The organism is Klebsiella pneumoniae complex sp. WS1778 (assembly GCF_049472055.1).
In the GTDB taxonomy this organism is placed as follows: Bacteria; Pseudomonadota; Gammaproteobacteria; order Enterobacterales; family Enterobacteriaceae; genus Klebsiella; species Klebsiella quasipneumoniae.
Window position 1 is genome coordinate 383200 of record NZ_JBKGTJ010000001.1, and the last position, 23620, is coordinate 406819.

Sequence of the window (23620 nt, forward strand, 5' to 3'; positions counted from 1 at the left end):
GATTACTGGCCAACAGTTTGATAGTGCAGCTCCGCCTGGCGGCGCAGATACTCGAGCCCAGGGGCGATGGCCATTGCCCATGCGGTGAGGATCTCCTCATCGCACAGCGGATCGCAGGCGCGGACGGTTTTGAGCATCGCTTCCCGCCAGAGGGCAAAAAACCGCGGCGGTAGACGCAGGCCTTCCTCGCTCTGCGCTCGCGCCAGCCGTTCCAGAAAATCGGGTACAAAGAGGTCGCCGTTGACCGCCAGCATGGCGAAAAAGCTCTTAAAGATCATCTGCTGGCCTTCCTCACCGGAGCGTTGGGAGAAGTGTTGCTCGGTTTCCGGTGACATATGGATAAAGGTGCTGTAGAAGGCCTGGAAGAAGCGCTGTTTGTCGTGCTCTGGTACGACGCGATTCAGGCTGGCTTCAAAGAGATCGCGATAAAACTTCATGGTGCGCTCCTCATGACCCGTTCGCCCGGCAGGCAGCGGCGGGGCGGGTTAAATTCGTCCGTCGCGCGGTGGGCAAAGTAGCTGTTGTCATCCGCGAGGCCGTTTTTGAACAACGGCCCGGCGTTGTGTTTGTAAAACAGCGCCTCCAGCACCATGGCGTTGGTGGAGAGGGTGAGGGTGGCATTGACGTCGCCGGTGGCCTCGACCCGTCCTTCAAACCAGCCGCGCTGCGGGTCGTTAAGATGGGTAGTGACCGCCATCAGCGCATCGGTATACTCGGTTTCCCACAGCGTCCACAGGACAAAGACCGCTTTGGTGGTCACCTGCGCCAGCCGGGGGTAGTACTTCCCGTCGTCCCCGAGCGTATTCCAGGCGTAGCCATTCCCCCAGACGGTGTCTTCCACGTGCCAGGGCGCCTGGGTAAGCGAAAAATCGGCCCGGGCGGTAAGCACCTTATCCTGCGTCCAGCGCGTTTTCTGGCTGAGCCATATCCCTTCCGCCCGCTCGCGCATGGCTTTTTGCGCCATCTCCGGCACGCCGGGCGGCCGCCAGCCGAACTCCAGTCCAGGCAGCATGGCGGGCAGTGTAGAGAGCACCACGGGTTGCCAGGTGGTTCGCGGGTCGCGGTCGTCAACGGCGAGGCGGCGCTGATAAATAATCACATGGCGCGCCGGGGGGGAGAGGGCCTTGCCGGCCGGAAATCCCCACAGGCGAAACGCGCTGGCGGCGTATTCACTGTCTCCCAGCCGGAGCTCCTCGCGGATCGTCCGCTGACCGTTCTGCAGTGAGGCGGACCACAGCTCCCCGTCTTTATCGATAACCGGACAGAAGTTCCAGCGCAGGACAATTTTATCAATGTATTCACCATACTGCGGCGCGCGTTCGGCGGTGAGCCGCAGGGCGAGCATCAGTCGGGCCATATCTTTTGCTGACCAGCCGCTGGCCGCCGGTTTGCCGCTGAAGTCGACAGGGGTCGCCGTCTGAGTGGAGTATAGCCTGCCCGGCGAACCGCCGTCGGTCAGCGTCAGGCGATTGAGGGTGCCGAGCAGGGGCGTCAGGCGGGCGTCGAATTCCGCTTCCTTTACCAACCCCAGCTCTCTGGCGGCGAGCAGGGCGATAAGGGTGTCGCCCATCTGCCATAGCGTTGCGCGGGGCTGTTTGTCGCTGCCGTTGACCAGGCCGGTTTGCGGCTGGGTATTGTTCTCGACGTACCGCCAGGCGATCTGCGCCCACGTGCGCTCCTGCGGCGTCAGGCTGCTGATACGGGCAGTGGTGTGCCAGCCGCCTTTGGTCAGCCAGCGCCACCCCGCGCCTTCGTGACCAAACAGCGCCAGGGCGATAAGAAAAAGGACGACGGCGATGGCCAGCCAGCGGGCTATGGTTTTAAGCATTGCGCGGTCACCGGCGGAAGTTTAACGGGCTCGTCAGCCTTGCAGGCGGCACACTGGCAGGCCTGGCAGGCGGGTTTGGTGCGCTGCGTGGTCCCGGTCTGCTCGCACCATGTTTTGACGGCGGGGGTGTTGCTCAGGAACGGGCGATTGCGCGGGCCGTTATTGGGTTCAAAGAGATCCACCAGCTTCTTGTCCCACAGCGACGGGGCGAAATCGCGGTTTTTCGGATTGTCGCTGGAAAACTGCAGCAGTTTTCCCTCCTTTTTAAATAGCAGTGCTTCCAGCATGATGCCGTTGTTGTTGGCGGTAAACTCATTGATTGGCCCGTCGCCGTTCTCATACAACCCCTCGTAATAGCCTTTTCCCGCTTCGTTCGCGTTTTCAATGGCGTCCAGCAGACGATCGGTATAGGGCGAGTTCCACAGCACCCACATCCCCATCGCCGCTTTGAGCGACACGGCGGCGCTATTCGGTACGAACTGGCCTTTGTCGGTTATGGTGTTCCAGTTAAACCCGTCGCTGAACACGGTGTCATAGACAAAGTACGGGGATTTATCGAGCTGATGCTCGGAGCGGGCGGTGAGGATCCCGGTGATGGCGTAGCGATTCTCCTGGGCCTGGTAGACCCGGTCAGCGAAGTTTTTCATCCAGGGATGGGAGTACTCGCGCGGGCTGTTGTTCCGGTCACCAGGGTTATCAAAGCCAAACTCCATGCCATACAGCACGTAGGATTCACTGACCACATAGTTATGCTGGCTGGTTTGCCGTGGGTCGCGCGAATCATAGGGGACCAGCACGCAGTAAATCTCCGCCAGCTCGTAGGGCTGCGGCCGGCTGGCCTGACAGGTGTTAAATCCCCACAGCTGAAAGCCTGCCGCGCCGTACTCCTCGTATCCCAGACGGCCTTCCTGAACGTATTTGGGCTGGCCGTTTTCCAGATACGCCCCGTACAGCGTGCCGCAGGGATCGACCACATGGCTAAAATCCCACCCCAGCACCACATTATCGATGCTGTTGCTGTATTCCGGATAGCGCTCCTTGATCACCTTCAGCCAGATCAGCATTCTGCCGATATCCAGCGCCGAAAAGCCGATTTCACCCGGCTTGTTCTGGTAGTTAACCTTTTGTCCGCTTATCGTGTTATAGGCTTTGTTGGGTAGTTCGTTACGGAATAAATCGAGCTTATTCAACGTGGCGAGAAACTTCAGCATCCGACGGTCAAACTCCGCCTTATCAATAATCCCCAACTCACGGGCTGCGGTCATCGCGGCCAGATAGGAGGCGCTGTCCCACATGGTGGTGGAGGGGTATTTGTTTACCGCATTCACCAGCCCGGTGGTGGGCTGAAAGTTGGCGACGAAGTATTGCCAGGCGTTTCTGGCGATAGTCATCTCCCTCGGCGTCAGCTCCCCGCTGCGCGGGGCGTATTCCGCAGCCGGCAGACCGGTCGCGGCCTGCGCGCCGGAGAGCGAGAGCCACAGCGCCATGAGTCCGGCCAGCAGGGGAAAACGGGAAAAATAGGTCAGCTTCATGGCGTTGCTCCTGCTGAGGACGAGGATAGAGGGGCAGGGCTCAGGCAGGCCAGACACAGCATCTGCCCCCGGGAAATGTAGGCCAGGCTTTCCAGCACGATCGCGTTGGTATCGCCGTCAATAACGTCGTTGACGCTGCGGTTGAGATTTAACCCTCGCTGCCAGCCCTTGCCCGGGACCTGCAGCGTCTGCACCTGCTGGCGCAGCGCCTCGCTCCAGCTATTACGGAACAGGGCGTACCAGGCAAAGGCGGTGCGGGTGGAGGTGATCGCCGTTTGCTCCGGGGCGGCGCTGCGTGGGGCGAAGGCGCTCTGCGGCTGCCGGTCCGCCAGCGCGCTGGCATAATCCGGCGCGGGCTCGGCGTAGTCAGTGCTGATCGGCGGCTTGCTGACCCTCAGGCTATGACGGCGCTGCTGGATTTGCATGATGCGCCAGGCGATCTCCGCACTCTGCGCGTCAAAGCCCAGCTCAAGTCCGGTGAGCAGGTACGGCAGGCTGATCAGCGAAGGCTGCCGACCCCAGGGCGTGCGCAGCCCCTCATCGGGCACCATGATGCCGTCGATATCGATCATCTGCTGCCCCTGCGGCGGGTTGGTCACCGCCAGCCCCGCCGCGCTGTCGATCAACCGCAGCGTATGGCTGGCGTACAGCCGGTAGCCAAAGCTGTCCCGCGGTTCATCCGCCGCCAGCGCCCAGTGGTGCAGCGGCGCCGCGGCCTGGCTGGCGGGGCTGTTGCTGATGAGCGCGCCGACCCGCCACTGATTAAACAGATCCCGCACCGCGGCGGCGTGCTGAGGATAGCGCCAGAGCAGGGTTTGCAGGGCGGTGAGCAGGCGTCCCATACCGATGGCGGAGGAGTCCGGGTTGCCGAGGATCTGCAGCGTGTCGGCATGGTACTGAGCGGCGGGCAATCCCTGGGCGTTGAGGGGCAGTTGACCGAGGGTAAACAGGGCGGCGGCAATGCGCTCATCACCTTCGGCGGCGGTCACAATATGCAGCTGCTCTGCGGCGACCACGGCGAAAAGATAGCTGCCGACGCTCCACAGGCTGAGCCAGGGGTCGCCATCGTGCGCGTTGGCCAGGCCGTTTGGCTGGGTATTGTTGACATAATACTGCCAGGCCACCCGCGCCCAGATCGCCTCGTCAAAGGTCAGCTCGCGCGGGGGAGGGAGCGGCGGAAAATCCTGGCTCAACGTCATCCCGCCGCTGCTCTCGACGCGCGCGGGCATTTGTTTTTCCACCCACACGACAATCGCAAAACCCAGCAGGAAGCCAATGAGGATAGTGAGATAGCTGCGCGCGGATAGCAGGGCGTCGCGGATCCTCATCGGCTCGCCTCCTGCTCTTCGGGGGGCGTCCACATGGCGGCGAAGATCAGTGGCAGCATGGCGGCAATATTCACCGCGCCCCAGAAAATGTTGATGACGTACCCGGAGGGGTCGTCAACCTGACCGCGCGCCACCTGAATACCGCCCCATATCAGCCCCGTCAGGGTGAGCAAAACGATGGCAATTTGCGGCTTGACGAGATAGAGAAAACGGCCCGTCTGTCGCTCTTTCGGCGTAACGTGAAATTTGATCTGCTCCCCGCGCAAAACGGTGTCCAGCGCCCGCAGATTCATCGAGAAAAAGGAGAGGTAAGAGGCCCGGCCGTCCCAGGCAGAAATGCCCCAGGTGCCGAACATAAAGGCCAGTTCGGAGACAATAAAAAAGGGTAAAAAGTGCAGATAGAAAGGGGTAGACCACGCCGACACCGGCGGAATGCCGGTGAAGAGATAGATAACAGGCGAGATCAGGAACACGGTGTTCCACACGCAGGCCAGATACGACCAGAAGGTGGTCGCGTACATCAGCGTTTGCGGCAGCGAGAGTTTAAAGCGGCGTCGGTTGAAGATGTTGTCATGGAACAGGATATCCAGCGATCCGGCGGCGTACTTAAAGCGCTGGATCATCCACGTCAGCATATCCTGCGGAGAGAGCATTTTCGACTCGATCCGCGGGTGCATTACCGAGCGCCAGCGGCGGGCAGCGTCGCCGTGCAGCAGGATGGAGGTGTAAATATCTTCCGAGACGTGGAACTTATAGGGCGTCAGTTCAGTATCGAAGGCAACGTGGGGGCGCATGGCGTCCTGCAGCGCTTCCCGCGTTGCCGGGTCGCGAATATCCCGCGTATGACGCGCGATTTCGGCGTCAACGCTCCAGACGTAGCTGCGCAGCGCCGCCTGCATCACCGCTTCCCGTCGGTGAACGGAGGCGGCGCCACAGCAGAACGCGGCGTTAGCCCAGTTGCGGCGCCGTAAAATCACGTCGTAAAACATGCGCGGATCGTTGAAAAAAGGATCGCGACCAATAGTCACCGGACCGACGATTTTCTGCGCCAGCCAGCCCACGCCATAGCCTGCACCGCCTGCTTTACGCCGCAGCCAGCTCGCCAGATCCTCTCCTTCCGGGAGATCGAAAAACCATTGTGGGGTCTGCACCCAGGCGACGTCCGGATCGCGAAAATAGCCGAGCGTGTGGCTCAGCAGGGTCGGGAAAACGCGGGTATCGGCATCACAGATGATGAGAAAGTCGCCATCGGTATGTTCCAGCCCGTTGCGCAGGTTACCGGCCTTGTAGCCGATATTGCTCTGACGGGTGATATAGTTCGCCCCCTCCTGCTCGCAGACCGCCTTCATCTCCGGGCGACGCCCGTCGTCAAGGACATGCACTTTATAATCGAGCGGACCAGGATAGGTCATCTGCATGGCGTCACGGATCGACAGCCTGACCAGCTCCACGTCTTCGGAATAGGTGGCGATAAACAGATCGACTTTAATCGGCCTCGACTCCACCGCTTCATCCGCGCGCAGACAGTCGTTGATCTCCGTCGGGGGGACCCCTGGCGGAGGATCTTTTTCCTGCCATAAATTAATGGTGAACAGAACTGTGCCAATCCACGCCAGGGTTTCCGCCAGCACCAGAGGGATCGCATACCACAGGGCGTCCGTGTTTAAGGACGCGGTCCAGCGCCAGTAAATATAATTAGCGCCAAGCACCAGGGCGGCCACAGCTAATACCTGCCAAATCATTCTCACCCAGCGCGGGGTGCTGAGCGGTTCAGGCGGTCGGCGATGTTCAAAACGGGAAAAATAAAAATCCATAGCAAGGATATCCTGATTCCGCGCTGGGTTTGAATGACAGGTCTGTTATCGATTGGGGGCGTTCTGCAAAACGCACAGGGGCTTATAAATAACAGTAAAGTGAGTGTAGATGGTGGCGCAAAAATTTCAACAGCGCGAACTGATAGTCACCGGGATGACTTAACATAGTGTGATGCACGCCGGCGGAATTTATAAAACGAGCATTGCAAGATAGCCCATTCTACACTATCTAAATAATTTGTAATAAATGTTGCAGGGTAGACGGCAGGATCCCTAATGAGCCAGGTTGCTTCAGCGATTTCGCAAAAAGAAACTCATAAATCAATGCCCTGGCGTTACTCTCTGACCGGGGATCGCGACCTGCGTATCGACTTTATGCGCGGTATTGCTCTTGTGATGATGGTGGTGGCGCATACCGAAGTGATGTCGATATTTAATATTTTCAGCTGGGAACGATTTGGTTTGACCACCGGTGCCGAGGGCTTTGTGATCCTGTCCGGCTTCATGTTAGGGATGCTAAATCGTGTCAGATTACAAAAGGCAGTATTACTGACGGTGAGCTGGGGGCTTTATCTTCGCGCATGGAAAATATATCAGGTTAATATTATTATTATTGTCTCTTTTCTTTTGCTGAGATATTTGCCTTATATTAATGTCTATGAAGTCACTCATTTTACCGACCGCTTTTCCGGGACCAGTTGGTCGCTCTATCCGCTCACCCCGCAAATAAAAGAGACGTGGTTTAACATTATCCTTTATCTGCAGATTGGCCCGCATCAGACGCAGATCCTCGGACTCTATATTTTTTTGTTATTGCTCAGCCCGCTGTTTCTGGGAATGTTGCAAAAGGGTCACGTCTACCCATTACTGGGCGCCTCGCTGCTGATCTACGGCTGCTGGCAACGCTGGCCGGTACGGGTCACGCCCTGCGAATTTGAATTCGCCTTTCCCCTGCTGGCCTGGCAATTTATCTTTGTGCTGGGCATGTGCTGCGGCTGGTACAAAGCGGAACTGATCTCTTTCGCCCGCACGCCGCCCGGCAAAGTTGCCGTGGCGGCGCTGGTGTTCATCGCGCTTATCCTTGCGTTTGTCGCCCAGAACCATACCAATCCTTTTATGCCGCCCGCGCTGCTGATGCACGTAATCCCGCCGGCGGATTTTAACGCCTTTTACCATACCTGGGCGGCGAAAAACGGCCTCGGTCCGGTACGGATCCTCAATGATATCAGTCTGATGGTCACCATTTATCTGCTATTGACCTGGTGCTGGCGCCCCCTTAACCGGCTGGCAGGCTGGTTCCTGATCCCGCTCGGGCAGCGTTCGCTCTACACCTTTATTTTGCATGTTTACATCGTGCTCGCCGTAAGCCAGCTGGTCACCTTCGATCTGTGGCGCCAGGCGTGGATAGTGAACACCTTGATCCATGCCGCTGCGCTGGGCGTTCTGTGGCTGATGGCCAAATACCGCGTCGCCGCACGCTGGATACCTAACTAAGGAAGGGCAAATGCGGGAGAAATATATGCTGGCCTGCGCGCTATGGTGCGCCATCGCAGGTGCGGAAGGCGCAGAGAAGAACGACGCACAACCGCTGCGTGATAAAAATGGTGAACCGGTGCAGGCCGGCGTGTTTACCAGCCGCTGGGGACGGCTTTTTTCCGGGAATGACAAGGTGTTTTCGGGAGCGCTGAGCTTTAGTTCGGGTTTAAAAGAGCAGTGGATGACCGTCCCCAACAGCTCAGACAGCGCAGAACAGAAGAAAAAATATAATCAGACTCTGAATCTTAGCCTGCAATACTCGCCCTACAGCTTCTGGTTCGCCAACGTGACATCCCGTTTACCGGTGACTGACACCAGCCGCTATACCGCCGATTTTCGCTATAGTTTTGGCTACGACGACTGGCATGCCAACACCTTCAGCCTGGTTTACAGTAACTATGGCGATAACCACTTCTGGACCTCGGGCAGCAAGCGTCACACCTATTTTGAGCAGGGGGCGATTACCCTGGCGTATAAATTTTCGCTGCCGAAGCCCATGGAGCATGCGCTGTTGATTAACAAAGGCGACGCCATTATCTGCCAGGCAGGCTACAGCTGGGTGCCGCGTTATTACGATCTGGAGAGTAACGATATCCGCAAAAACAAAAATGTGCTGCTTGGGGGGTGTGGATATACCTTTAAACAGCATTTTTTTGTGCGCGCCACCGCGTTCTGGTATCCGGACAGTAGTCAGCAGCAGCCGTGGAATGGCGATTATAGTTACAGTTTTGGCTACGCGGGCTATACGCCGGGATCGTTCTCTGTGCAGTATGCCAACTATGCCGGTACCCGCTACCCGGGGCATGACAGCGGCAGCGGCAAGTTTCGTGAAGGCACGATCAGCCTTATCTGGTTCTTGCCGATTTAGGAGGCGCGATGTCGGCACAGCACGTCCTGATTGTTGAAGATTCGCTGGTTTATCGTCGGCTGCTAAGCCGGATGTTGACGCAGTGGGGCTATATCGTCAGTGAGGCGGAAAACGGCGTCGACGCGCTGGCGATCCTCGAAAACCAGCCTGTCAGCCTGGTGATAAGCGACTGGGAGATGCCGGAGATGAATGGCCTGACGCTATGCCGGGAAATTCGCCGTCGCCAGTTTGGTCGCTATGTTTATCTGATATTGCTCACCGCCCGCGAAGACCCTGGCGATTTAACGCAGGGGTTTGAGGCCGGGGCCGATGATTTTCTCAGCAAACCGGTAGAGCAGAGCGAGCTGCGGGCGCGGCTGCACGCCGGGGCGCGGATCCTCTCCCTCGAGGCTGACCTCGCCGCGCGCAATGCGCGGCTGAGCGAAGCGCTGCGACAGATTGAACAGGATCTGGAGCTGGCGGCGCGCATTCAACAGTCGGTTCTCCCGGCTCATCAGCTGCGCCATCAGGGATTTTTCTCCGACTGGATTTTCCTGCCCTCGGCCTGGGTGTCGGGGGATATTTTTAACGTCTTCCCGCTGGGCGATCGTCTCGGATTTTACTGCGTGGATGTCTCCGGACACGGCGTGGGGGCGGCGATGATGTCGCTCGCCGTCGCCCGCCAGTTTTTGCATGGCAGGGCCGTTGAGCGCTTTCTTTTTACGGCAGACAACCAGCCGGCGTCGCCGGCCGAGGTAGTGGCGATCCTCAATGGTCGTTTTTGCAGTGACGAAACAGAGATCGTCAGCTATTTCACGTTGATCTATGGCGTGATCGACCTGCAGACCGGTGCGGGCAAACTCTGTCAGGCCGGGCATCCCACGCCTTTTATCGTTAGCCCGGACGCTACCGTCCGCCCGGTCGGCAGCGGCGGGGCGCCGGTGGGGTTGATAGACCATCTCTCGTGGGCAGATGTCAGTTTTTCGCTGGCGCCGGGAGAGCGGCTGTGCCTGTTCAGCGACGGTATCACCGAATGTGAAAACCGGAGCGGTGAACAGTTTGGCGAGGCGCGCTTGCAAGCGTGGCTGCAGGACAGCGTGACGCAGCCGCTGCCCGCGCTGCTGCCGCGTTTTGCCCGGCACCTGATCCGCTGGCGCAGCGGCGACGCGCAGGAGACCCAGGCGATGGCCGATGATGTTTCACTCTTGATTATTGAACGTACAGGGGACAGTGATGAAAATTGAAACTGAACGGCAGGCCTCGGTGACGATCCTGACGCCGGCGGTGCGTCGGCTGGATGCTTCCGTCGCGGTAGCCTTTAAGGCGGCAATCGCCCAGGAGATAGGCGAAGATAGCACCGATCTGATTGTTGATTTCAGTAAAATCGATTTTATCGACAGCAGCGGTTTGGGAACGCTGGTTTCCCTGATGAAAATGATGAACGGTAAAGGAGAAATGACACTGTGCGCGCTGAACCCCGGCATTCGCAATATGTTTACCCTGACCAGGATGGATCGTATTTTTCGTATTTGCGAGGATCGCACTTCAGCCCTTGCGCAGTTCAATCCGTGACGCGCCCGTGAATAACGTCATGAATTTTCCTGCCCAACTCAGCTCGCTATCACCGCTGGCGGCGTGGCTGGCTCAACAAATGGCGCCGCTGTCCGTCGGGGAGGAGTGGCGCTTCGCGCTCGATCTTGCCGTCTGTGAGACGGCCACCAATATCATTCGCTATGCGTTGCATGAGGATCGGCAACGTGTTTTTCGTGTCGAATTTATCGCAACGGAAGACCGGGTGACGCTGCGCTTTATTGATGCGGGAGAGGTCTTTCCGGCCGAGCGCCTGGCGCTGGCGCGTGGCGATGAGCGCTTCGATGTCGATCCGTTAGCGGAAAGCGGCAGAGGTTTGCGGCTTATTCTGCGCGCGGTGGACTATTTTAATGTGGAAACCCGCGCCGGGGAGAATGTGACGACCCTGATAAAAGCGTTGCCGGATGCCGTTCTTCGCCATTCCACCGACGATCGCGTCAGGTGAAGGAACAGAGCTTGCCCCCAGGTGAATCCCCGGGGGAATTTTCCCGCCCGCGTTCACCGTCTTCATCCGTCTTATGGCTGTGCCTGAGCGGTGGACAGCGCGCCCAGGTGATAAGGGCGAAGAGTATCTAACGTCATCATGGCCGATTTGCAGAAAATGCATTTCGCACCAAAGGGATTTTTTTCCGTCACGTCAAACTGGGACGTTCTGTACTGGGAGCCATGGCAGCATGGGCATCTAAAATGGATATGTTCAATCATAATGTAAACCTTGTATGGGTAATGTTCTGTTGAAAAGACAATGGTCGTTTTCAGGGAAATTAACGCGGCTGATTTTTGTTAGGAGTAAGCCGGGTATTGGGTCAGTCGGAGGGCTTGTTTAACGAGCCAACAGGGGGCTGACAGGGCCTGTTTACAGAAAAAGCAAAATACTAACGGGACTGCTCAAAGGAAGGTGGTATCAGGGATAACGCCTGGAGATGAGAACACGTACTTAGATAATAACTTTTCGTCTGGTAAATCGACTTAACGATTAACGCACGAGCCGCAAATAATAGCAAACATTATTTTAGCCTTGCGGATGCCTGCTGCGCCAGGGGGCCTTCATCAGCGCCGTCACCCAGTCGATAAATACCTGTACCCGGGCAGAGAGCTGCCGGCTGCTGGGATAGAGCAGGGAGAGCGGCAGGGGGCAGGGCGAAAATCAGCCAGCACCTCCGTTAACACACCGGATGCCAGATCGCGCGGGTTAAAGCTCAGGGCTCGCGGGCGATCGCGCTGCCCTTCAGCGCCGGCGAAACCGACACCTTTGACGGGTTTGTCAGCGCCTTTCAGGAGGCGCTGACGGCGCTGGGGGCCGATCGGTTTCATTACCTGGTTAATAATGCCGGCAATGCCAGCGGCATGGGGTTTCTGAATGCTACCGAAGCGGAGTTCGATGCGCTTTATCGCATCCATGTGAAGGGGGTTTTTTTCCTCAGCCAAAAATTATTGCCGCTGCTGGCGGATGGCGGGCGAATTGTGAATATCTCGTCCGGACTGACCCGTATCGTGATGGCGAACCGGGCGCCCTATGCGATCATGAAATCTGCGGTGGAAACCCTGACCCGTTATATGGCGTTTGAGCTGGGCGGCCGCGGGATCACGGTGAACTGCGTAGCGCCGGGCGCCATCGCCACGGATTTCAGCGGCGGGGTGGTGCGGGATAACCCGCAGGTCGCTCAGGCGGTGGCGAACATGACGGCGCTTGGCCGACCGGGGGTGCCAGAAGATATCGGGCCGATGATCGCCTCGCTGTTATCCGATGATCATCGCTGGGTTAATGCTCAGCGCATTGAAGTTTCCGGGGGAATGCGCATCTAAGCCGAGGAGATAACCCGGCCAGCGTATCGCTGAGCTGGTCAGGTTTGACTGTAGCGGAAACGGCCGCTCGAAAACCGCCGGCCGGTAAGCAAGAGAGCACCTGCGCGGCGATAGTCTATTTGTCTGGTCAGAGAAAATGCGTTACTCCGCCAGCAGGGCGGCGAATTTCGCCAGCCACTGCGGGTGGGCCGGCCAGGCGGGAGCAGTGACCAGATTGCCGTCAACATGCGCCTGATCGATACCGATATCGGCATAATGCCCGCCGCTCAGACGCACCTCCGGGGCGCAGGCCGGATAGGCGCTGCAGGTCCGCCCCTGCAGAATACCGGCGGCGGCCAGCAGCTGTGGTCCATGGCAGACGGCGGCGATAGGTTTACGCGCGGCGTCGAACGCCTGTACCAGTTCAATCACCTGCTCGTTCAGACGCAGATACTCCGGCGCCCGGCCGCCGGGGATCACTAGCGCGTCGTAATCCTCGGCCTTCACCGCGGCAAAATCGGCGTTCAGGGTGAAGCGGTGCCCCGGCTTTTCGCTGTAGGTTTGGGCTCCGTCAAAATCATGGATCGCCGTCATCACATAGTCGCCGGTGGCTTTATCCGGACAGACCGCATCAACCTGGTGGCCAATCATCTGCAGAGCCTGAAAAGGGACCATCGTTTCGTAATCTTCGGCGTAATCGCCGACCAGCATCAGGATCTTCTTGCTCATTATTTTTACTCGTTGTGGGAGAAAGGTGTCATAGATATAGCCTGGCGATCCGCAGAATGCGACCTCCTCAGGATACTGAAGACGGTGGCGTGCGCATCTTGTAACCGGGTTCATGTTTTTTTGGTAACGGCAACTTTTTCGCCAATGCTGATGTCTGTTACCACAGAAAAGCGTCCTGTTCAGGGGCAAACCACGCTGCAGGAAAAACGGCGAGCGCCGCGGCAATATCGTGCCGCAGCAGCTGTGGGATGGCGTGGAAAAGGGGTTTTAATTCTGATCCTTGAGGCACCCGGCGGCGCGGTGGCGCGAGAGGTTTGTTATCTAAGTCTGGCGCTGGGGACGGATCCGCAAAGCGCACCAGTCCCCCGAGGCGAGACTGATCCTCACCGAAGATCGTATTTTATGGCGATCGACAGCCTGGCCTGATGAATCCAGTGGCCATGACGTCAGGACAGCGGCGTGGCAGCGCGCGCGCCGCCGCCGCGGATCATCAGGCGCCAAACGCTCCGTCGATGGTGTGCATGGCGCCTGTGACAAACGACGCCTCCGGACCGGCCAGCCAGGCTACCATGCCCGCCACCTCTTCCGGTCGGCCATGGCGCTTAATGGCCATAAAGCTGTGCATCAGCTCTTTCATCGGGCCGTTCTCCGGGTTGGCGTCGGTATCAATTGGGCCGGGCTGGACGACGTTGACCGTGATGCCGCGCGGGCCAAAATCCCGTGCCAGACCGCGCGCCAGCCCCTGCAGGGCTGACTTGCTGAGCGCATAGGCCGCCATTCCCGGCACCGGCATGCGATCGCCATTGACCGAACCGATGACAATAATGCGCCCGCCTTCCGGCATCCGGCGCGCTGCTTCCACGGAGGCATGGTAGGGGGCATGAATATTGATGCGGAACAGGCGATCGATGGCATCGCTGTCCTGCTCCAGGGCATCGCCAAAAATGGCGATCCCGGCATTGACCACTAACACGTCCAGCGGGCCGCTGTCTCGGACCAGGCTTATCACCGCATCGCGATCGGCGCTGTCCGCCTGCACCGCCGTGCTGCCGGTCTCCGCCGCCAGCCGCTCGGCCGCCTCCGGCGAACCGGAATAGCTGAACCTGACCGACGCGCCGTCGGCGACAAAGCGCCTGACGATCGCCGCGCCAATTCCCCGACTTCCACCTAAAACCAGCACTGATTTGTTGTGAAACGCTGTCATATCCCGCACCTCATGATATTGTAGTGATGATTACAATATGCTGCGGCAAAACAGGCTGTCAAGGATTAATATAGTGACCACTACAAAACAAGGGCGTACCCCGGGGCGCCCCCGTCAGTTCAATGCGGAACAGGCTATTGAAACGGCTCAGCGCCTCTTTCACGCGCGAGGCTACGACGCGGTGAGCGTGGCCGATCTGACCCAGGCTTTCGGCATTAACCCCCCAAGCTTTTATGCCGCTTTCGGCAGCAAGCTCGGCCTGTATACCCGCGTCCTGCAGCGCTACAGCCAGACCGGGGCCATCCCCATAGAGACGCTGTTGCAGGACGACCAGCCGGTGGCGGCGTCGCTCATCGCCGTGCTGCAGGAGGCGGCTCGACGCTATGTAGCCGATCCGGCCGCCGCCGGCTGCCTGGTGCTGGAGGGGGGACATTGTCAGGATGCCGACGCTCGGGTGGCGGCAGGCGAATGGCATGCTGCGGCGAGGGCCAAAATCCAGCAGTATATCGCCCGCCATCACCCGCAGGATGCGCTGCGGGTGACTGACTATATGGATACGCTGATGCTTGGTCTGTCGGCGAAAGCGCGGGAGGGGGATAGCCTCCCGCGTCTTCTGGAGACCGTGCGGCTGGCAGGCGTGGCGCTGGAGCGTATCCTGCCGGCCTGAGTGGTCAGATAGTCTGTCCGCCCGAGACTTCGATCCGCTGGGCGGTTACCCAGCGGTTATCGTCACGCAGCAGGCTGGCGATCATCGGCCCAATATCCTCGGGAACGCCCACCCGTCCCAGCGCCGTCATCGCGGCAAACTGCGCGTTAACCCCCGCGTCGTCCCGCACCAGCCCGCCGCCAAAATCGGTGGCGATAGCCCCGGGGGCGATGGTATTGACGGTGATGCCGCGCCCGCCCAGCTCGCGGGCCATGTACACGCTCAGCATCTCCACGGCCGCTTTGGCCACAGCGTAGGCGGAGAAGCCAGGATATGAGACGCGAGTCAGTCCGGAAGAGAAGTTAACGATCCGTCCACCGTCAGCCAGCAGCGGTAGCAGGGTTTGAACGAGGAAAAACACCCCCTTGACGTGGACGTTAAACAGCCCGTCGAACTGGGCCTCGCGCGTTTCGGCCAGCGGGGCAAATTCGCCGTGTCCCGCGTTATTGATCAGATGATCGAAGGTGTTCCGTCCCCAGACGCTGGCCAGCGCAGCGCTCAGGCTGTCGGCGAAGGCCGGAAAGCGGGTGGTCTGCGCCATATCCAGCGGCAGGGCGATGGCCTTGCGGCCGAGAGCGTGAATGTCGGCCACCACCGCTTCCGCCTGTTCAATATTGCCGCGGTAGGTGACGATGACGTCCCCGCCCTGGCGGGCGATATCCAGTGCGGTCTGACGGCCAAGGCCGCGGTTGGCGCCGGTGATAAGTGCAATCTTAGTCATGTTCGATCCTCTCTGGTATGTGGAGTCCTTACAATAGGGGGGGCCTACCAGACCGGGTTGCCCAATCCTTGTTATTTTTTGCCCATTCCTCTCCATACACTCCCCTCTGGCGGGAAATAGCGCATACTCAGGCTTTAAAACTTGCCTGAAAGGATCTTATGCGCGACGAACTCTTCGCTCTCTGCCGCCGGTATGCCGATGCTCATGTCGATAGCAGCGGGGTGTCGGTCACCCCGGTTCCCGGCATCACCCTGGTGCGGGCCCTGCACCCCGGCGATCTGCAGGCGGCCATCGCCAGGCCGTTGGTGGCTATGCTGCTGCAGGGGCGCAAAAGCGTGACCACCGGCCTGGCAAGCTTTGACTACGGTCCGGGGGAGGCGATGGTGATCGCCGCCGATGTCCCCACCACCAGCCAGATCACCGAGGCCAGTCAGCGCTTTCCCTATTACGCGCTGGTGCTGGAGCTGGACCTGGCTATCCTGCGCGAGCTGCAGGAGGCCGGCCCATCTGGTCCGGATGAGGCGCCCCGCGTCGGTATCGAACCGATGAATGCTGACGTGACGGACGCCGCTTATCGGCTGGCAAGGCTGTTTGATCAACCGGGGGCGCTGGCGGTGTTAGGCGAAGGGCTGCGGCGGGAGCTGCATTACTGGCTGTTGCAGAGTGTTCACGGGCCAGCCATCCGGGCGCTGGGCGCTGTAGACAGCCATTCGGCGCGGATCCGCCGGGCGGTGGCGATGCTGCGCCGGGATTTTATGCAGCCAGTCAGCGTCGACGCGCTGGCCGACGCCGCCGGCATGAGCGTCTCTGTCTTTCACCGTCATTTCCGCGCCATGACCACCTTGTCGCCCCTGCAGTTTCAGAAGCAGTTGCGCCTGATCCACGCCCGCCGCCTGATGCTGGCGGAAGGGATGAGCATTGCCCAGGCGGCCGGCGAGGTGGGCTATATCAGCGTGTCGCAGTTCACCCGGGAATACGCTCGCCTGTACGGTGCGCCGCCGGGCCGCGATCGCCGACGGGAAAAAATGAGCGCCTGACCTGGCGCGCGGGATGGCGGCGGCTCCTCCCTGAGCCGGGTAGCGGTGGTTCAGTTGTCGAGTGTCGCCGTAATATGCACTTTGTTGCCCATTCGCGCCTCAATGATCCGATAGGCGGTTGCGCCCTCGCGGGCGGCCTGCTGGCGAATTTTGCTCTCCGCGTTGTCCAGGGTATCGCCGGTGACGGTGATGGTTCTGGCGTTGACCGCCAGCGGCAGCAGACAACTCAATACGATCAGTGGAAGCAACTTGTTCATCGTCATTCTGTCCTGTGAGAGAAAATCAGCGCGCGGCCTGCAGCCAGCCGGCAATGTCCTGGGTCGGTAGCGCGTGGCGGGCATTCCAGGTGTCGCCCATCGGCCACCACACGCCATCCCCCCGGGCGAAGGCAGCGCGATAGCGCAGCATGGCGTTATCCGGGTCCGTCCGCAGCTGGTCCAGCAGGGCGGGCAGGGTGTGAACGGCTTTGCTGAACGTCTGCTGCGTCACGCGCTCCACGGTTTCCGCCAGCTGGCGATAAGAGGTCGTTTCGCCGGCAACAAACACCACCTCGTTGACGATCCGCGGCTGATGCAGATAAATCGCGGTGGTCAGGCGGCCGATATCCGCCGGCGAGGTGACGGTCACCTGGGTGTCCCAGCCGCCAAGGGCGTGAAGGGTTCGGGTGGATAAATTCACCACATCGAAGTCTGGCTCGAAGAGAAAGCTGGTAAACATGCCGGTGGAGACAATGACCCACTCCGTGGCCTGCTGCGCGCGCAGCAGGGTCCGGACATCATACTGCTCGTCCCACACCGGCTGGCCGCTGCCTTTGCCGACCACATCGTAATTGACGCCAAACTGCCAGGGAAAATAGCGGGGCACTCCGGCGGCCAGCACCGCGCGGGTAATTTTTAGCTGCGTCCCCGGACCGGCGACAAACCCCATGCAGTTAATCACGGTGGTGAATCCGCTAAACTGACCAGCCAGCGTCTCCATGTCGCTACCGGCAATGTCGACGGCGAGAAAGGTGGCCCCGGCGTCGGCCAGCGCCCGGTGGTTTGCCGACCGCAGCTGGCCGGCTTCATCCCAGGCCGCCGGCGAGACGATAACCGAGACCGCGCCCTGGCGCTGGATCACCGCAGGTACCAGCGCATCCAGTACGGCGGCGCCCAGTTGTCCCGCTCCCAGCACCAATACCTTTTCCTCGTGGTTAAGATTATCAGATTTCATTTTAACTCCTTACTCAGTTAAGCCTTGTATTGACTGGCTACAGGCTCAGTGTAGGGGGGTGGGCATCATTCGATAAGAACAGGATTTCGGATTAGACTGTTCGTCTTAATGGGATAATAACCGCCAGTGGAGAACGAAATGGACAGACTGGATGCCATGCAGTTGTATGTTGCGGTTGTGGATGCCCACAGCTTCGCCCGGGCGGCGGAGGTGCTGGGGCAGCCGCGCTCAACGGTGTCGCGGGTAGTGAAGGAGCTGGAGGCCTGGCTGGGGGCGCAGCTTCTTCAGCGCACCACCCGCAAGCTCAGCGTGACGGCCGAGGGACGCCGGTATTACGCGGAGTGTAAACGGCTGCTGGCCGAGATGGCGGCGATGGAAGCCTCCTTTCCCGGCCGCTCGGCCCAGCCCGTCGGGCGGTTCAAGGTGGGGATGCCGCAATCTCTTGCCCGGCACTGCGTATTGCCAAGGATCGGCGAGTTTCTGCAGCAGTATCCTGACCTGGAGATGATCCTCTGCTCAAGCGACAACGTGGAAGATATTATCCAGGAGGGATTCGACTGCGTGATCCGTAGCGGACAAATCGAAGATTCCACCACCCTGGTGGCGCGTCCTCTGGCCCGCTACCGCTGGATGGTCCTCGCCTCGCCGGCCTGGCTCGCGGCCCACGGCCGGCCGCAGAGCATCGACGATCTGCACCAGCACCGGGCGGTGGGCTACCTGAACCACCGTACCGGGCGGACCATCGACTGGCTTTTCTCCCTCGATGACGGCGATTGCGCGATCCGCATGCAGGAGACGCTGGTGGTCGACGATACCGATGCCTATATCCAGGCCGGCGTTCAGGGACTGGGCCTGATCCGCGTCGCCAGCTATCTGGCGCAACCTTATCTGCAGAGCGGCGCGCTGGTCGCCTGTCTGGAGCAGGCCGCTTCTGATCTTCCCCTGTCGCTGGTCTATCCGCAAAACCGCTATCTGCCGCCGGCGGTACGCGCATTTTATGACTGGAGCAGACGTGTTCTGCAACCCCCGCTCAGCGAGGCCTGATGTCGGTGGTATTCGCTCCCGCTATGGTCCGCGCATGGCCTGTTTTATCCTCGTTATCAGCCAGTTCAGCGCCGGATCCTGCGCCCGGCGTTTGTGACGCAGTATACACAGGGTAAATTCCGGGTAGGCCACCGGCGGGGCGTCCGTGCGCAGGGCATACTGCGCCTGCCAGCGCTGCGCCAGACCCTGGGGGACGGTGGCGAAGAGCGGCAGGGTGGTCAGCAGCAGGGGAAAGGTGGAGAAATTCTGCGTGGCAAAGCGCACGCGCCGCGCGAGTCCCTGACTGGCGAGCTGGCGGTCTATTTCCCCGTGGCCGGTTTCGCGATAGGCCACCATCACATGTTCCCAGGCGACGAAATCGCCCACCGACAACGGCCCGCGGCAGGGGATCTGCTGCGGCGACCAGAGAGTGGTCACCCCCATGGTCATCACCGGTTCACTGACGATCTCCCCGCGGCTCTGTTTGTTGAGGGATACCGCGACATCAATGCGATCCTCCTCCAACAGCTGGCGTACCTGGAAGGGGTCGGCGGCTAGTGTCTGGAGCGACACTCCGGGCGCCTCCTGCATCAGTCCGGGTAACAGCTGGGGCATCAGCCAGTGTTCGCTCCAGTCGCTGAGGCCGACGCGGAAAAGCTGCTGGGCGCTGGCGGGGGAAAACTCCCCGGCGCCAAACATTGCCGAATGCAGGTGTTCCATCAGCGGCTGCAGCTCGGTCATCAGCGCTTGCGCCCGCGGCGTCGGCAGCATGCCTCTGGCGCTGCGCACGAACAGTGGATCGTCAAACATCTCGCGCAGCCGTTTCAGCGCCCCGCTGATGGCCGGCTGGCCAAGATGCAGCGCCTCTGCGGTGCGGGTGACGCTGGCTTCGCGGTACAGCACCATCAAGACCGTCAACAGATTCAGATCGATACGACTAAAATCATTTTCAATGATTTTCTTCATTATGATAATCAATTTGAATGTGGGTTATCCCGGCAGCATAGTGAATATCACCCCGATAAATCAACCAGCGCAATGCGCGCGGAGGGAGTGATGCAAACTTACCAGACAGGCGACAGCCTGATATTCAAAGTTCCGGAGCGCGAGATTAGCCTGCAGCCGGCGGCGCTCTATCCCGCAGCGTTCCCTGCGACGGAGGCGGACGCCGATAATCAGCCAATCGCGCTGTCGATCCACAGCTGGGTGGTACAGACTCCCCACGATCTGATTGTTATCGATACCGCCACCGGCAACGGTCGGGAGCGCGGCGGCAATCCGCTCTATCATCAACTTAACACGCCCTATCTGGAGAATCTCCGCGCCGCAGGAGTGAACCCGGAGGAGGTGACCCTGGTACTACTGACTCACCTGCATACTGACCATGTCGGATGGAATACCGTCTGGCAGGACGATCGCTGGGCGCCGCTGTTTCCCAACGCGCGCTATCTGTGTTCGGCAAAAGAGCTGACGCGGGTGAAGAACAGCGAACGCTACCGGGCGCTGTGGCTCGACAGCCTGCTGCCGGTGATCGAGGCCGGCCAGCTGGAGACCGTGGATGTGGCGGCCAGGCCGCAGGTCGGCGGGCGGATCGCCTTTGTGCCCACCCCCGGCCACAGTCCGGACCATGCCGCGCTGATCCTCGCCGCCGGAGATGATTACGCCTGTTTCTCCGGCGATCTTCTTCATTCCCCGCGCCAGTTTACCCATCCGCACTGGAACTCGGCGTTCTGCGGCGATCCCCGGCAGGCGGAAGCCTCCCGACGGGAGATGATGGCGTGGGGAGCCAGCCATCATGCTCAATGGTTCACCGGGCATTTTGCCGGGTCTTCCTGCGGCTGGCTGGAGGAGGATAAGCAAGGTGACTATCGCTGGCGAGAGGCCGGGCAACAAGCTGCAGATAAGGGGAAACAGTGATGAATAATACGCAAAGCGTGTTGGTTTTTGGCGCCACCGGTCAGCAGGGCGGCTCGGTGGCGGGGGCGCTGCTGCACCGCGGCTGGCGGGTACGAGCGCTGGTCAGGGATCCTTTCTCCGCCGGGGCCGTCGCGCTGGCGGCGCGGGGAGCCGAGCTGGTCGTGGGCACCTTTGAAGACCGGGCGACAATGCGGGCGGCGATGGCCGGGGTCGACGGCGTCTTCAGCGTCCAGCCCAGTTCGCCGGGAGGGACGGTGACCGATGAGCAGGAGGTACGCTACGGGATAACCATCGCCGACCTCGCCGTCGAGTGCGGGGTGAAGCATCTGGTGTACAGCTCCGGCAGCGCGGCGGGGGAGACGCCCACCGGCGTAGCGCATTATGACACCAAAGCGGAAATTGAACGGCATATCCGCCGCCTGCCGCTGGCGGCGACCATCGTGCGTCCCGCCACCTTTATGGAGCTGTTGGTGATGCCCGGTTTTGGCCTTGATGAAGGTCATTTTCACTTTTTTATGCTGCCAGAGGGGAGGATGCAGGTGCTGGCGGTGGAGGATATCGGCCATCTAGTCGCGGCAGTTTTTGCCGCGCCAGCGCGGTTTGCCGGCAAGACGTTCGAGATCGCCAGCGACAGCGTGACCGGCCGTCAACTGGAGGCGTTATTCTCCGCGGCGGCGGGACGGCCGATCCCCTATTCGCGATTTTCCGATGAGGTGCTGGCCGCCAGCCCTTTTCTGCACAAGCTGACCGGGCTGGTGGACGACGGGCGGCTGGCCGGGCACGCCGACCTCGACGCCATGCGCCAGCTGCATCCGCAGCTGCACACCTTCGCCGGCTGGCTGGCGGGCCCCGGCCGTCCCGCCTTTGAGCGGGCGCTGACCAGCGGGGCCAGCTGGGCGTTTAATCGTTAAAGGCGATACCTCCTCTGCGCCGGCGTCTCGGTGTTTGGCCCGGCGTGACGACCTGCGCAGGGAGGGCCTACAGGTCGTTAAGACAACTCACGAGGAGTCCGAGTGGAAAATTTTAAGCGGTTTTCACGCACAACGATAGGTAAAAGCGAACATCCGGAATTTTCAGCCGCTTACAATGGAGGAAACACTCTGGGATCGCCTGAATAATGACAATTTACCGATGGGCTTCGGCCTGCCTGTTAAGCATGACCTGCGCCGCTACGGCGGCGGAATTTAAAACCATCGAGGCCGATCTGCTGGCCTCCAACCGGCTGTTCTGTATGACCGGCTATGATCATAAGCCGATCGGCGTGGCGTGGGAGAGCGTCAAATATAGCCGCTATCAGCCGCAGTCGGATGGCGACCGTATTTTCAGCGACACCGTCTCCCGGCGCTTTCTGGAAGAGGAGAATAAGACCGCCTTTTACAATGGCGCCAAATATCGCGTACTGGGTAAACCCGCCAGCGCCTGCTATGACTATTCCGCCGCGCGTATTCAACGCATGGCGGGCTACCTGAAGGTGTAACGGCCCCGCGAGGCGGGCGCTAAAACAGCGCCAGCCGGGCGAGACGGTCCAGCGCGTTGCTCAGCGCGTCGTCCCCAGCCGTCAGACTGATGCGGATAAACCCTTCGCCCCCTTCGCCAAAACCAGTGCCTGGCGCCACCAGAATATGCGCCTCCTGCAGCAGCAGGCGGGCAAACTCTTGTGAACGGTACCCGGGCGGCACGCTCAGCCAGAGGAAGAACGTGCCTTGTGCGGTACGAACCGGCCAGCGCAGCGCGGCCAGTCGACGCAGAACCCACTCCCGGCGCTGATGATACGCCGCCGTCAGCTGCGCAATCCGTTCTGCCGGCAGGCTGAGCGCGGCGATCGCCGCATCCTGAATCGCGCCAAACACCGTGCTGTAGCTGTGGGTGTGCAGCTTTTTAAATGCCCGAATAATCGAGGCGTTGCCGACCGCGAAGCCGAAGCGCCAGCCGGCCATATTAAAGGTCTTGGAGAAGGTGTAGGTTTCCACTCCCCACGCCTTCGCGCCGGGCTGAGAGAAAAGGCTCAGCGGCGCGTCACTGGCCGCGCTGCCGATGGCCGCATAGGCAAAATCGTGCAGGATCGGCACCTGGTGACGGTGGGCAAACTGCAGGGCGCTGGCGAACAGCGCCGGCGTGGCGAGGGCGCCGGTGGGGTTATGCGGATAGTTAAGCACCACCAGCCCGGCCTTGTCAGCCACCTCCCGGGGAAGGTCGTTAAAATCCGGCAGGAAATGGTTCTCAGCCCTGAGCGGCAGGCCATAAAACGTCGCCTGGGACTGCAGCGCCGCTGAGCGATAAATGGGATAGCAGGGATCGGTGGAGATGAGGTATTGCCCGGGACGGAGCAGCGCCCGCGGGATGCCGCCAATACCGATATGCGAGCCCTGAAATACCGCGACTTCGCTGTGCGGATCGAATTCCACATCATACTGGCGACGATAAAAATGGGCGATCGCTTCGCGGACCTGCGGCTTGCCCCAGAATGAGGGGTAGCCATGGTTTTCACGACGATGAATGGCGCTCTGCAGCGCGTCAATCACTTCCGGCGGGGTGGGTTGATCCGGACTGCCGCTGGAGAGGTCGATCAACGGCAGCATGTCGGTGTTGACCTCCGCGGCCAGGTTTTCCAGCAGGCTGAACAGATTCTCTTCCAGGGCGTCCACCAGCGGTGAAGCAGCAAAATCAGGCATAATTTTCCCGGTTTACGTCATCAATAATCTGCCATCTTTAAGGGATTTATGGCGCCTGGTTAAATAACAATATCTGCAAAGGATGATTATTTTTAGGATATGTCGGGATGGCAAAAGGTTATGAGGAATAAGCAAAAGG

The 23620-nt window shown here is 60.1% G+C and carries 23 protein-coding genes and 3 pseudogenes; 12 read left to right on the plus strand and 14 right to left on the minus strand.

Features of this window, described 5'->3' with window-relative positions:
- Positions 1–2 precede the first annotated feature (2 nt).
- From ACLEXF_RS01970 to ACLEXF_RS01990, 5 genes are read right to left on the minus strand one after another with little or no spacing between them, the layout of a single operon-like run.
- Positions 3–437 carry a globin gene (locus ACLEXF_RS01970; protein WP_004179506.1) on the minus strand — a complete coding sequence of 145 codons (435 nt, stop codon included), beginning with the start codon at positions 435–437 and terminating at the stop codon, positions 3–5.
- Positions 434–1828: a DUF3131 domain-containing protein gene (locus ACLEXF_RS01975; RefSeq protein WP_049092475.1), complete on the minus strand. Its 1395-nt coding sequence runs from the start codon at positions 1826–1828 to the stop codon at positions 434–436. Before ACLEXF_RS01975 ends, ACLEXF_RS01970 begins: the two co-directional genes overlap by 4 nt.
- Entirely contained in the window at positions 1813–3360 is a 1548-nt protein-coding gene (locus tag ACLEXF_RS01980; protein WP_004203929.1) for a DUF3131 domain-containing protein, read from the minus strand. The genes ACLEXF_RS01975 and ACLEXF_RS01980 overlap by 16 nt, the downstream gene beginning before the upstream one ends.
- Positions 3357–4688, minus strand: coding sequence for a DUF3131 domain-containing protein (locus ACLEXF_RS01985; protein WP_136073504.1), 1332 nt, complete (start codon positions 4686–4688; stop codon positions 3357–3359). Before ACLEXF_RS01985 ends, ACLEXF_RS01980 begins: the two co-directional genes overlap by 4 nt.
- On the minus strand, positions 4685–6502 hold the full coding sequence (locus tag ACLEXF_RS01990) for a glycosyltransferase family 2 protein (protein WP_019704221.1): 1818 nt from the start codon (positions 6500–6502) through the stop codon (positions 4685–4687). Before ACLEXF_RS01990 ends, ACLEXF_RS01985 begins: the two co-directional genes overlap by 4 nt.
- A 276-nt stretch (positions 6503–6778) precedes the next feature.
- Between ACLEXF_RS01990 and opgC the strand changes: the two genes are divergently transcribed.
- The 5 genes from opgC to ACLEXF_RS02015 are packed head-to-tail and all read left to right on the plus strand — an operon-like array spanning position 6779 to position 10920.
- Positions 6779–7996: an OpgC domain-containing protein gene (gene opgC / locus ACLEXF_RS01995; protein ID WP_115385066.1), complete on the plus strand. Its 1218-nt coding sequence runs from the start codon at positions 6779–6781 to the stop codon at positions 7994–7996.
- Positions 7997–8006: 10 nt separating this feature from the next.
- Entirely contained in the window at positions 8007–8906 is a 900-nt protein-coding gene (locus ACLEXF_RS02000) for a hypothetical protein (protein ID WP_004203934.1), read from the plus strand.
- A gap of 8 nt (positions 8907–8914) precedes the next feature.
- Positions 8915–10129 carry a PP2C family protein-serine/threonine phosphatase gene (locus tag ACLEXF_RS02005; RefSeq protein ID WP_004183769.1) on the plus strand — a complete coding sequence of 405 codons (1215 nt, stop codon included), beginning with the start codon at positions 8915–8917 and terminating at the stop codon, positions 10127–10129.
- Positions 10119–10457, plus strand: a complete 339-nt coding sequence (locus tag ACLEXF_RS02010; RefSeq protein WP_004183770.1) for an STAS domain-containing protein — start codon at positions 10119–10121, stop codon at positions 10455–10457. The genes ACLEXF_RS02005 and ACLEXF_RS02010 overlap by 11 nt, the downstream gene beginning before the upstream one ends.
- Before the next feature lie 19 nt (positions 10458–10476).
- Positions 10477–10920 (plus strand): ATP-binding protein, encoded by a 444-nt coding sequence (locus ACLEXF_RS02015; protein WP_074194085.1) that lies wholly within the window; start codon positions 10477–10479, stop codon positions 10918–10920.
- A gap of 71 nt (positions 10921–10991) precedes the next feature.
- Here ACLEXF_RS02015 and ACLEXF_RS02020 read toward each other — a convergent pair whose 3' ends face one another.
- Together ACLEXF_RS02020 and ACLEXF_RS02025 are read right to left on the minus strand one after the other, a co-directional pair.
- Entirely contained in the window at positions 10992–11180 is a 189-nt protein-coding gene (locus ACLEXF_RS02020; protein WP_004183775.1) for a hypothetical protein, read from the minus strand.
- A gap of 302 nt (positions 11181–11482) precedes the next feature.
- Positions 11483–11660: pseudogene (locus ACLEXF_RS02025) on the minus strand (LysR family transcriptional regulator); the annotation flags it as partial.
- Between ACLEXF_RS02025 and ACLEXF_RS02030 the strand changes: the two are divergent.
- Positions 11658–12281, plus strand: a pseudogene (locus tag ACLEXF_RS02030) (SDR family NAD(P)-dependent oxidoreductase); the annotation flags it as partial. The pseudogenes ACLEXF_RS02025 and ACLEXF_RS02030 overlap by 3 nt on opposite strands.
- Before the next feature lie 141 nt (positions 12282–12422).
- Here ACLEXF_RS02030 and ACLEXF_RS02035 read toward each other — a convergent pair.
- Positions 12423–12989 carry a DJ-1/PfpI family protein gene (locus tag ACLEXF_RS02035; protein ID WP_023318068.1) on the minus strand — a complete coding sequence of 189 codons (567 nt, stop codon included), beginning with the start codon at positions 12987–12989 and terminating at the stop codon, positions 12423–12425.
- A gap of 490 nt (positions 12990–13479) precedes the next feature.
- Positions 13480–14193 (minus strand): SDR family oxidoreductase, encoded by a 714-nt coding sequence (gene bdcA, locus ACLEXF_RS02040; RefSeq protein WP_004203956.1) that lies wholly within the window; start codon positions 14191–14193, stop codon positions 13480–13482.
- 73 nt (positions 14194–14266) lie between these two features.
- Between bdcA and ACLEXF_RS02045 the strand changes: the two genes are divergently transcribed.
- Entirely contained in the window at positions 14267–14860 is a 594-nt protein-coding gene (locus tag ACLEXF_RS02045; protein ID WP_004203957.1) for a TetR/AcrR family transcriptional regulator, read from the plus strand.
- A 4-nt stretch (positions 14861–14864) separates the two neighbouring features.
- Here the strand turns inward: ACLEXF_RS02045 and ACLEXF_RS02050 are convergent, their stop codons facing one another.
- The gene (locus tag ACLEXF_RS02050) at positions 14865–15620 is read right to left on the minus strand and encodes an SDR family NAD(P)-dependent oxidoreductase (RefSeq protein ID WP_407259830.1); all 756 of its coding nucleotides are present in this window, start codon (positions 15618–15620) and stop codon (positions 14865–14867) included.
- 158 nt (positions 15621–15778) lie between these two features.
- Between ACLEXF_RS02050 and ACLEXF_RS02055 the strand changes: the two genes are divergently transcribed.
- Entirely contained in the window at positions 15779–16657 is an 879-nt protein-coding gene (locus tag ACLEXF_RS02055) for an AraC family transcriptional regulator (protein ID WP_064794797.1), read from the plus strand.
- A 50-nt stretch (positions 16658–16707) separates the two neighbouring features.
- Here ACLEXF_RS02055 and ACLEXF_RS02060 read toward each other — a convergent pair whose 3' ends face one another.
- Positions 16708–16914 carry a DUF1471 domain-containing protein gene (locus tag ACLEXF_RS02060; protein WP_048294621.1) on the minus strand — a complete coding sequence of 69 codons (207 nt, stop codon included), beginning with the start codon at positions 16912–16914 and terminating at the stop codon, positions 16708–16710.
- A gap of 25 nt (positions 16915–16939) precedes the next feature.
- On the minus strand, positions 16940–17869 hold the full coding sequence (locus ACLEXF_RS02065) for an aromatic alcohol reductase (protein WP_065877758.1): 930 nt from the start codon (positions 17867–17869) through the stop codon (positions 16940–16942).
- A gap of 138 nt (positions 17870–18007) precedes the next feature.
- Between ACLEXF_RS02065 and ACLEXF_RS02070 the strand changes: the two genes are divergently transcribed.
- The gene (locus tag ACLEXF_RS02070) at positions 18008–18913 is read left to right on the plus strand and encodes a LysR family transcriptional regulator (protein ID WP_407259829.1); all 906 of its coding nucleotides are present in this window, start codon (positions 18008–18010) and stop codon (positions 18911–18913) included.
- Positions 18914–18934: 21 nt separating this feature from the next.
- On the opposite strand, the gene ACLEXF_RS02075 is transcribed toward ACLEXF_RS02070, so the two are convergent.
- A complete protein-coding gene (locus ACLEXF_RS02075) occupies positions 18935–19858 on the minus strand; it encodes a LysR family transcriptional regulator (RefSeq protein WP_109882683.1) in 924 nt (307 codons plus the stop codon).
- Between the two features lie 87 nt (positions 19859–19945).
- On the opposite strand from ACLEXF_RS02075, the pseudogene ACLEXF_RS02080 reads away from it, so the two are divergent.
- The 3 genes and pseudogenes from ACLEXF_RS02080 to ACLEXF_RS02090 all read left to right on the plus strand — a co-directional run bounded on the left by ACLEXF_RS02080 (position 19946) and on the right by ACLEXF_RS02090 (position 22286).
- Positions 19946–20816: pseudogene (locus tag ACLEXF_RS02080) on the plus strand (MBL fold metallo-hydrolase).
- Complete coding sequence (locus tag ACLEXF_RS02085) at positions 20809–21720, plus strand: NmrA/HSCARG family protein (protein ID WP_211773547.1); 912 nt, start codon at positions 20809–20811, stop codon at positions 21718–21720. The pseudogene ACLEXF_RS02080 and the gene ACLEXF_RS02085 overlap by 8 nt, the downstream one beginning before the upstream one ends.
- 206 nt (positions 21721–21926) lie before the next feature.
- Positions 21927–22286, plus strand: a complete 360-nt coding sequence (locus ACLEXF_RS02090; RefSeq protein WP_048294633.1) for a hypothetical protein — start codon at positions 21927–21929, stop codon at positions 22284–22286.
- Between the two features lie 19 nt (positions 22287–22305).
- On the opposite strand, the gene ACLEXF_RS02095 is transcribed toward ACLEXF_RS02090, so the two are convergent.
- Positions 22306–23481: an aminotransferase class I/II-fold pyridoxal phosphate-dependent enzyme gene (locus ACLEXF_RS02095; RefSeq protein WP_069734195.1), complete on the minus strand. Its 1176-nt coding sequence runs from the start codon at positions 23479–23481 to the stop codon at positions 22306–22308.
- Positions 23482–23620 lie beyond the last annotated feature (139 nt).

What these genes read in the sequence shown, in the direction of transcription:
- ACLEXF_RS01970 (WP_004179506.1), bottom strand. Translation starts at nt 437, where the DNA reads ATGAAGTTTTATCGCGATCTCTTTGAAGCCAGCCTGAATCGCGTCGTA.
- ACLEXF_RS01975 (WP_049092475.1), bottom strand. Translation starts at nt 1,828, where the DNA reads ATGCTTAAAACCATAGCCCGCTGGCTGGCCATCGCCGTCGTCCTTTTT.
- ACLEXF_RS01980 (WP_004203929.1), bottom strand. Translation starts at nt 3,360, where the DNA reads ATGAAGCTGACCTATTTTTCCCGTTTTCCCCTGCTGGCCGGACTCATG.
- ACLEXF_RS01985 (WP_136073504.1), bottom strand. Translation starts at nt 4,688, where the DNA reads ATGAGGATCCGCGACGCCCTGCTATCCGCGCGCAGCTATCTCACTATC.
- ACLEXF_RS01990 (WP_019704221.1), bottom strand. Translation starts at nt 6,502, where the DNA reads ATGGATTTTTATTTTTCCCGTTTTGAACATCGCCGACCGCCTGAACCG.
- opgC (WP_115385066.1), top strand. Translation starts at nt 6,779, where the DNA reads ATGAGCCAGGTTGCTTCAGCGATTTCGCAAAAAGAAACTCATAAATCA.
- ACLEXF_RS02000 (WP_004203934.1), top strand. Translation starts at nt 8,007, where the DNA reads ATGCGGGAGAAATATATGCTGGCCTGCGCGCTATGGTGCGCCATCGCA.
- ACLEXF_RS02005 (WP_004183769.1), top strand. Translation starts at nt 8,915, where the DNA reads ATGTCGGCACAGCACGTCCTGATTGTTGAAGATTCGCTGGTTTATCGT.
- ACLEXF_RS02010 (WP_004183770.1), top strand. Translation starts at nt 10,119, where the DNA reads ATGAAAATTGAAACTGAACGGCAGGCCTCGGTGACGATCCTGACGCCG.
- ACLEXF_RS02015 (WP_074194085.1), top strand. Translation starts at nt 10,477, where the DNA reads ATGAATTTTCCTGCCCAACTCAGCTCGCTATCACCGCTGGCGGCGTGG.
- ACLEXF_RS02020 (WP_004183775.1), bottom strand. Translation starts at nt 11,180, where the DNA reads ATGATTGAACATATCCATTTTAGATGCCCATGCTGCCATGGCTCCCAG.
- ACLEXF_RS02035 (WP_023318068.1), bottom strand. Translation starts at nt 12,989, where the DNA reads ATGAGCAAGAAGATCCTGATGCTGGTCGGCGATTACGCCGAAGATTAC.
- bdcA (WP_004203956.1), bottom strand. Translation starts at nt 14,193, where the DNA reads ATGACAGCGTTTCACAACAAATCAGTGCTGGTTTTAGGTGGAAGTCGG.
- ACLEXF_RS02050 (WP_407259830.1), bottom strand. Translation starts at nt 15,620, where the DNA reads ATGACTAAGATTGCACTTATCACCGGCGCCAACCGCGGCCTTGGCCGT.
- ACLEXF_RS02055 (WP_064794797.1), top strand. Translation starts at nt 15,779, where the DNA reads ATGCGCGACGAACTCTTCGCTCTCTGCCGCCGGTATGCCGATGCTCAT.
- ACLEXF_RS02060 (WP_048294621.1), bottom strand. Translation starts at nt 16,914, where the DNA reads ATGAACAAGTTGCTTCCACTGATCGTATTGAGTTGTCTGCTGCCGCTG.
- ACLEXF_RS02065 (WP_065877758.1), bottom strand. Translation starts at nt 17,869, where the DNA reads ATGAAATCTGATAATCTTAACCACGAGGAAAAGGTATTGGTGCTGGGA.
- ACLEXF_RS02070 (WP_407259829.1), top strand. Translation starts at nt 18,008, where the DNA reads ATGGACAGACTGGATGCCATGCAGTTGTATGTTGCGGTTGTGGATGCC.
- ACLEXF_RS02075 (WP_109882683.1), bottom strand. Translation starts at nt 19,858, where the DNA reads ATGAAGAAAATCATTGAAAATGATTTTAGTCGTATCGATCTGAATCTG.
- ACLEXF_RS02085 (WP_211773547.1), top strand. Translation starts at nt 20,809, where the DNA reads ATGAATAATACGCAAAGCGTGTTGGTTTTTGGCGCCACCGGTCAGCAG.
- ACLEXF_RS02090 (WP_048294633.1), top strand. Translation starts at nt 21,927, where the DNA reads ATGACAATTTACCGATGGGCTTCGGCCTGCCTGTTAAGCATGACCTGC.
- ACLEXF_RS02095 (WP_069734195.1), bottom strand. Translation starts at nt 23,481, where the DNA reads ATGCCTGATTTTGCTGCTTCACCGCTGGTGGACGCCCTGGAAGAGAAT.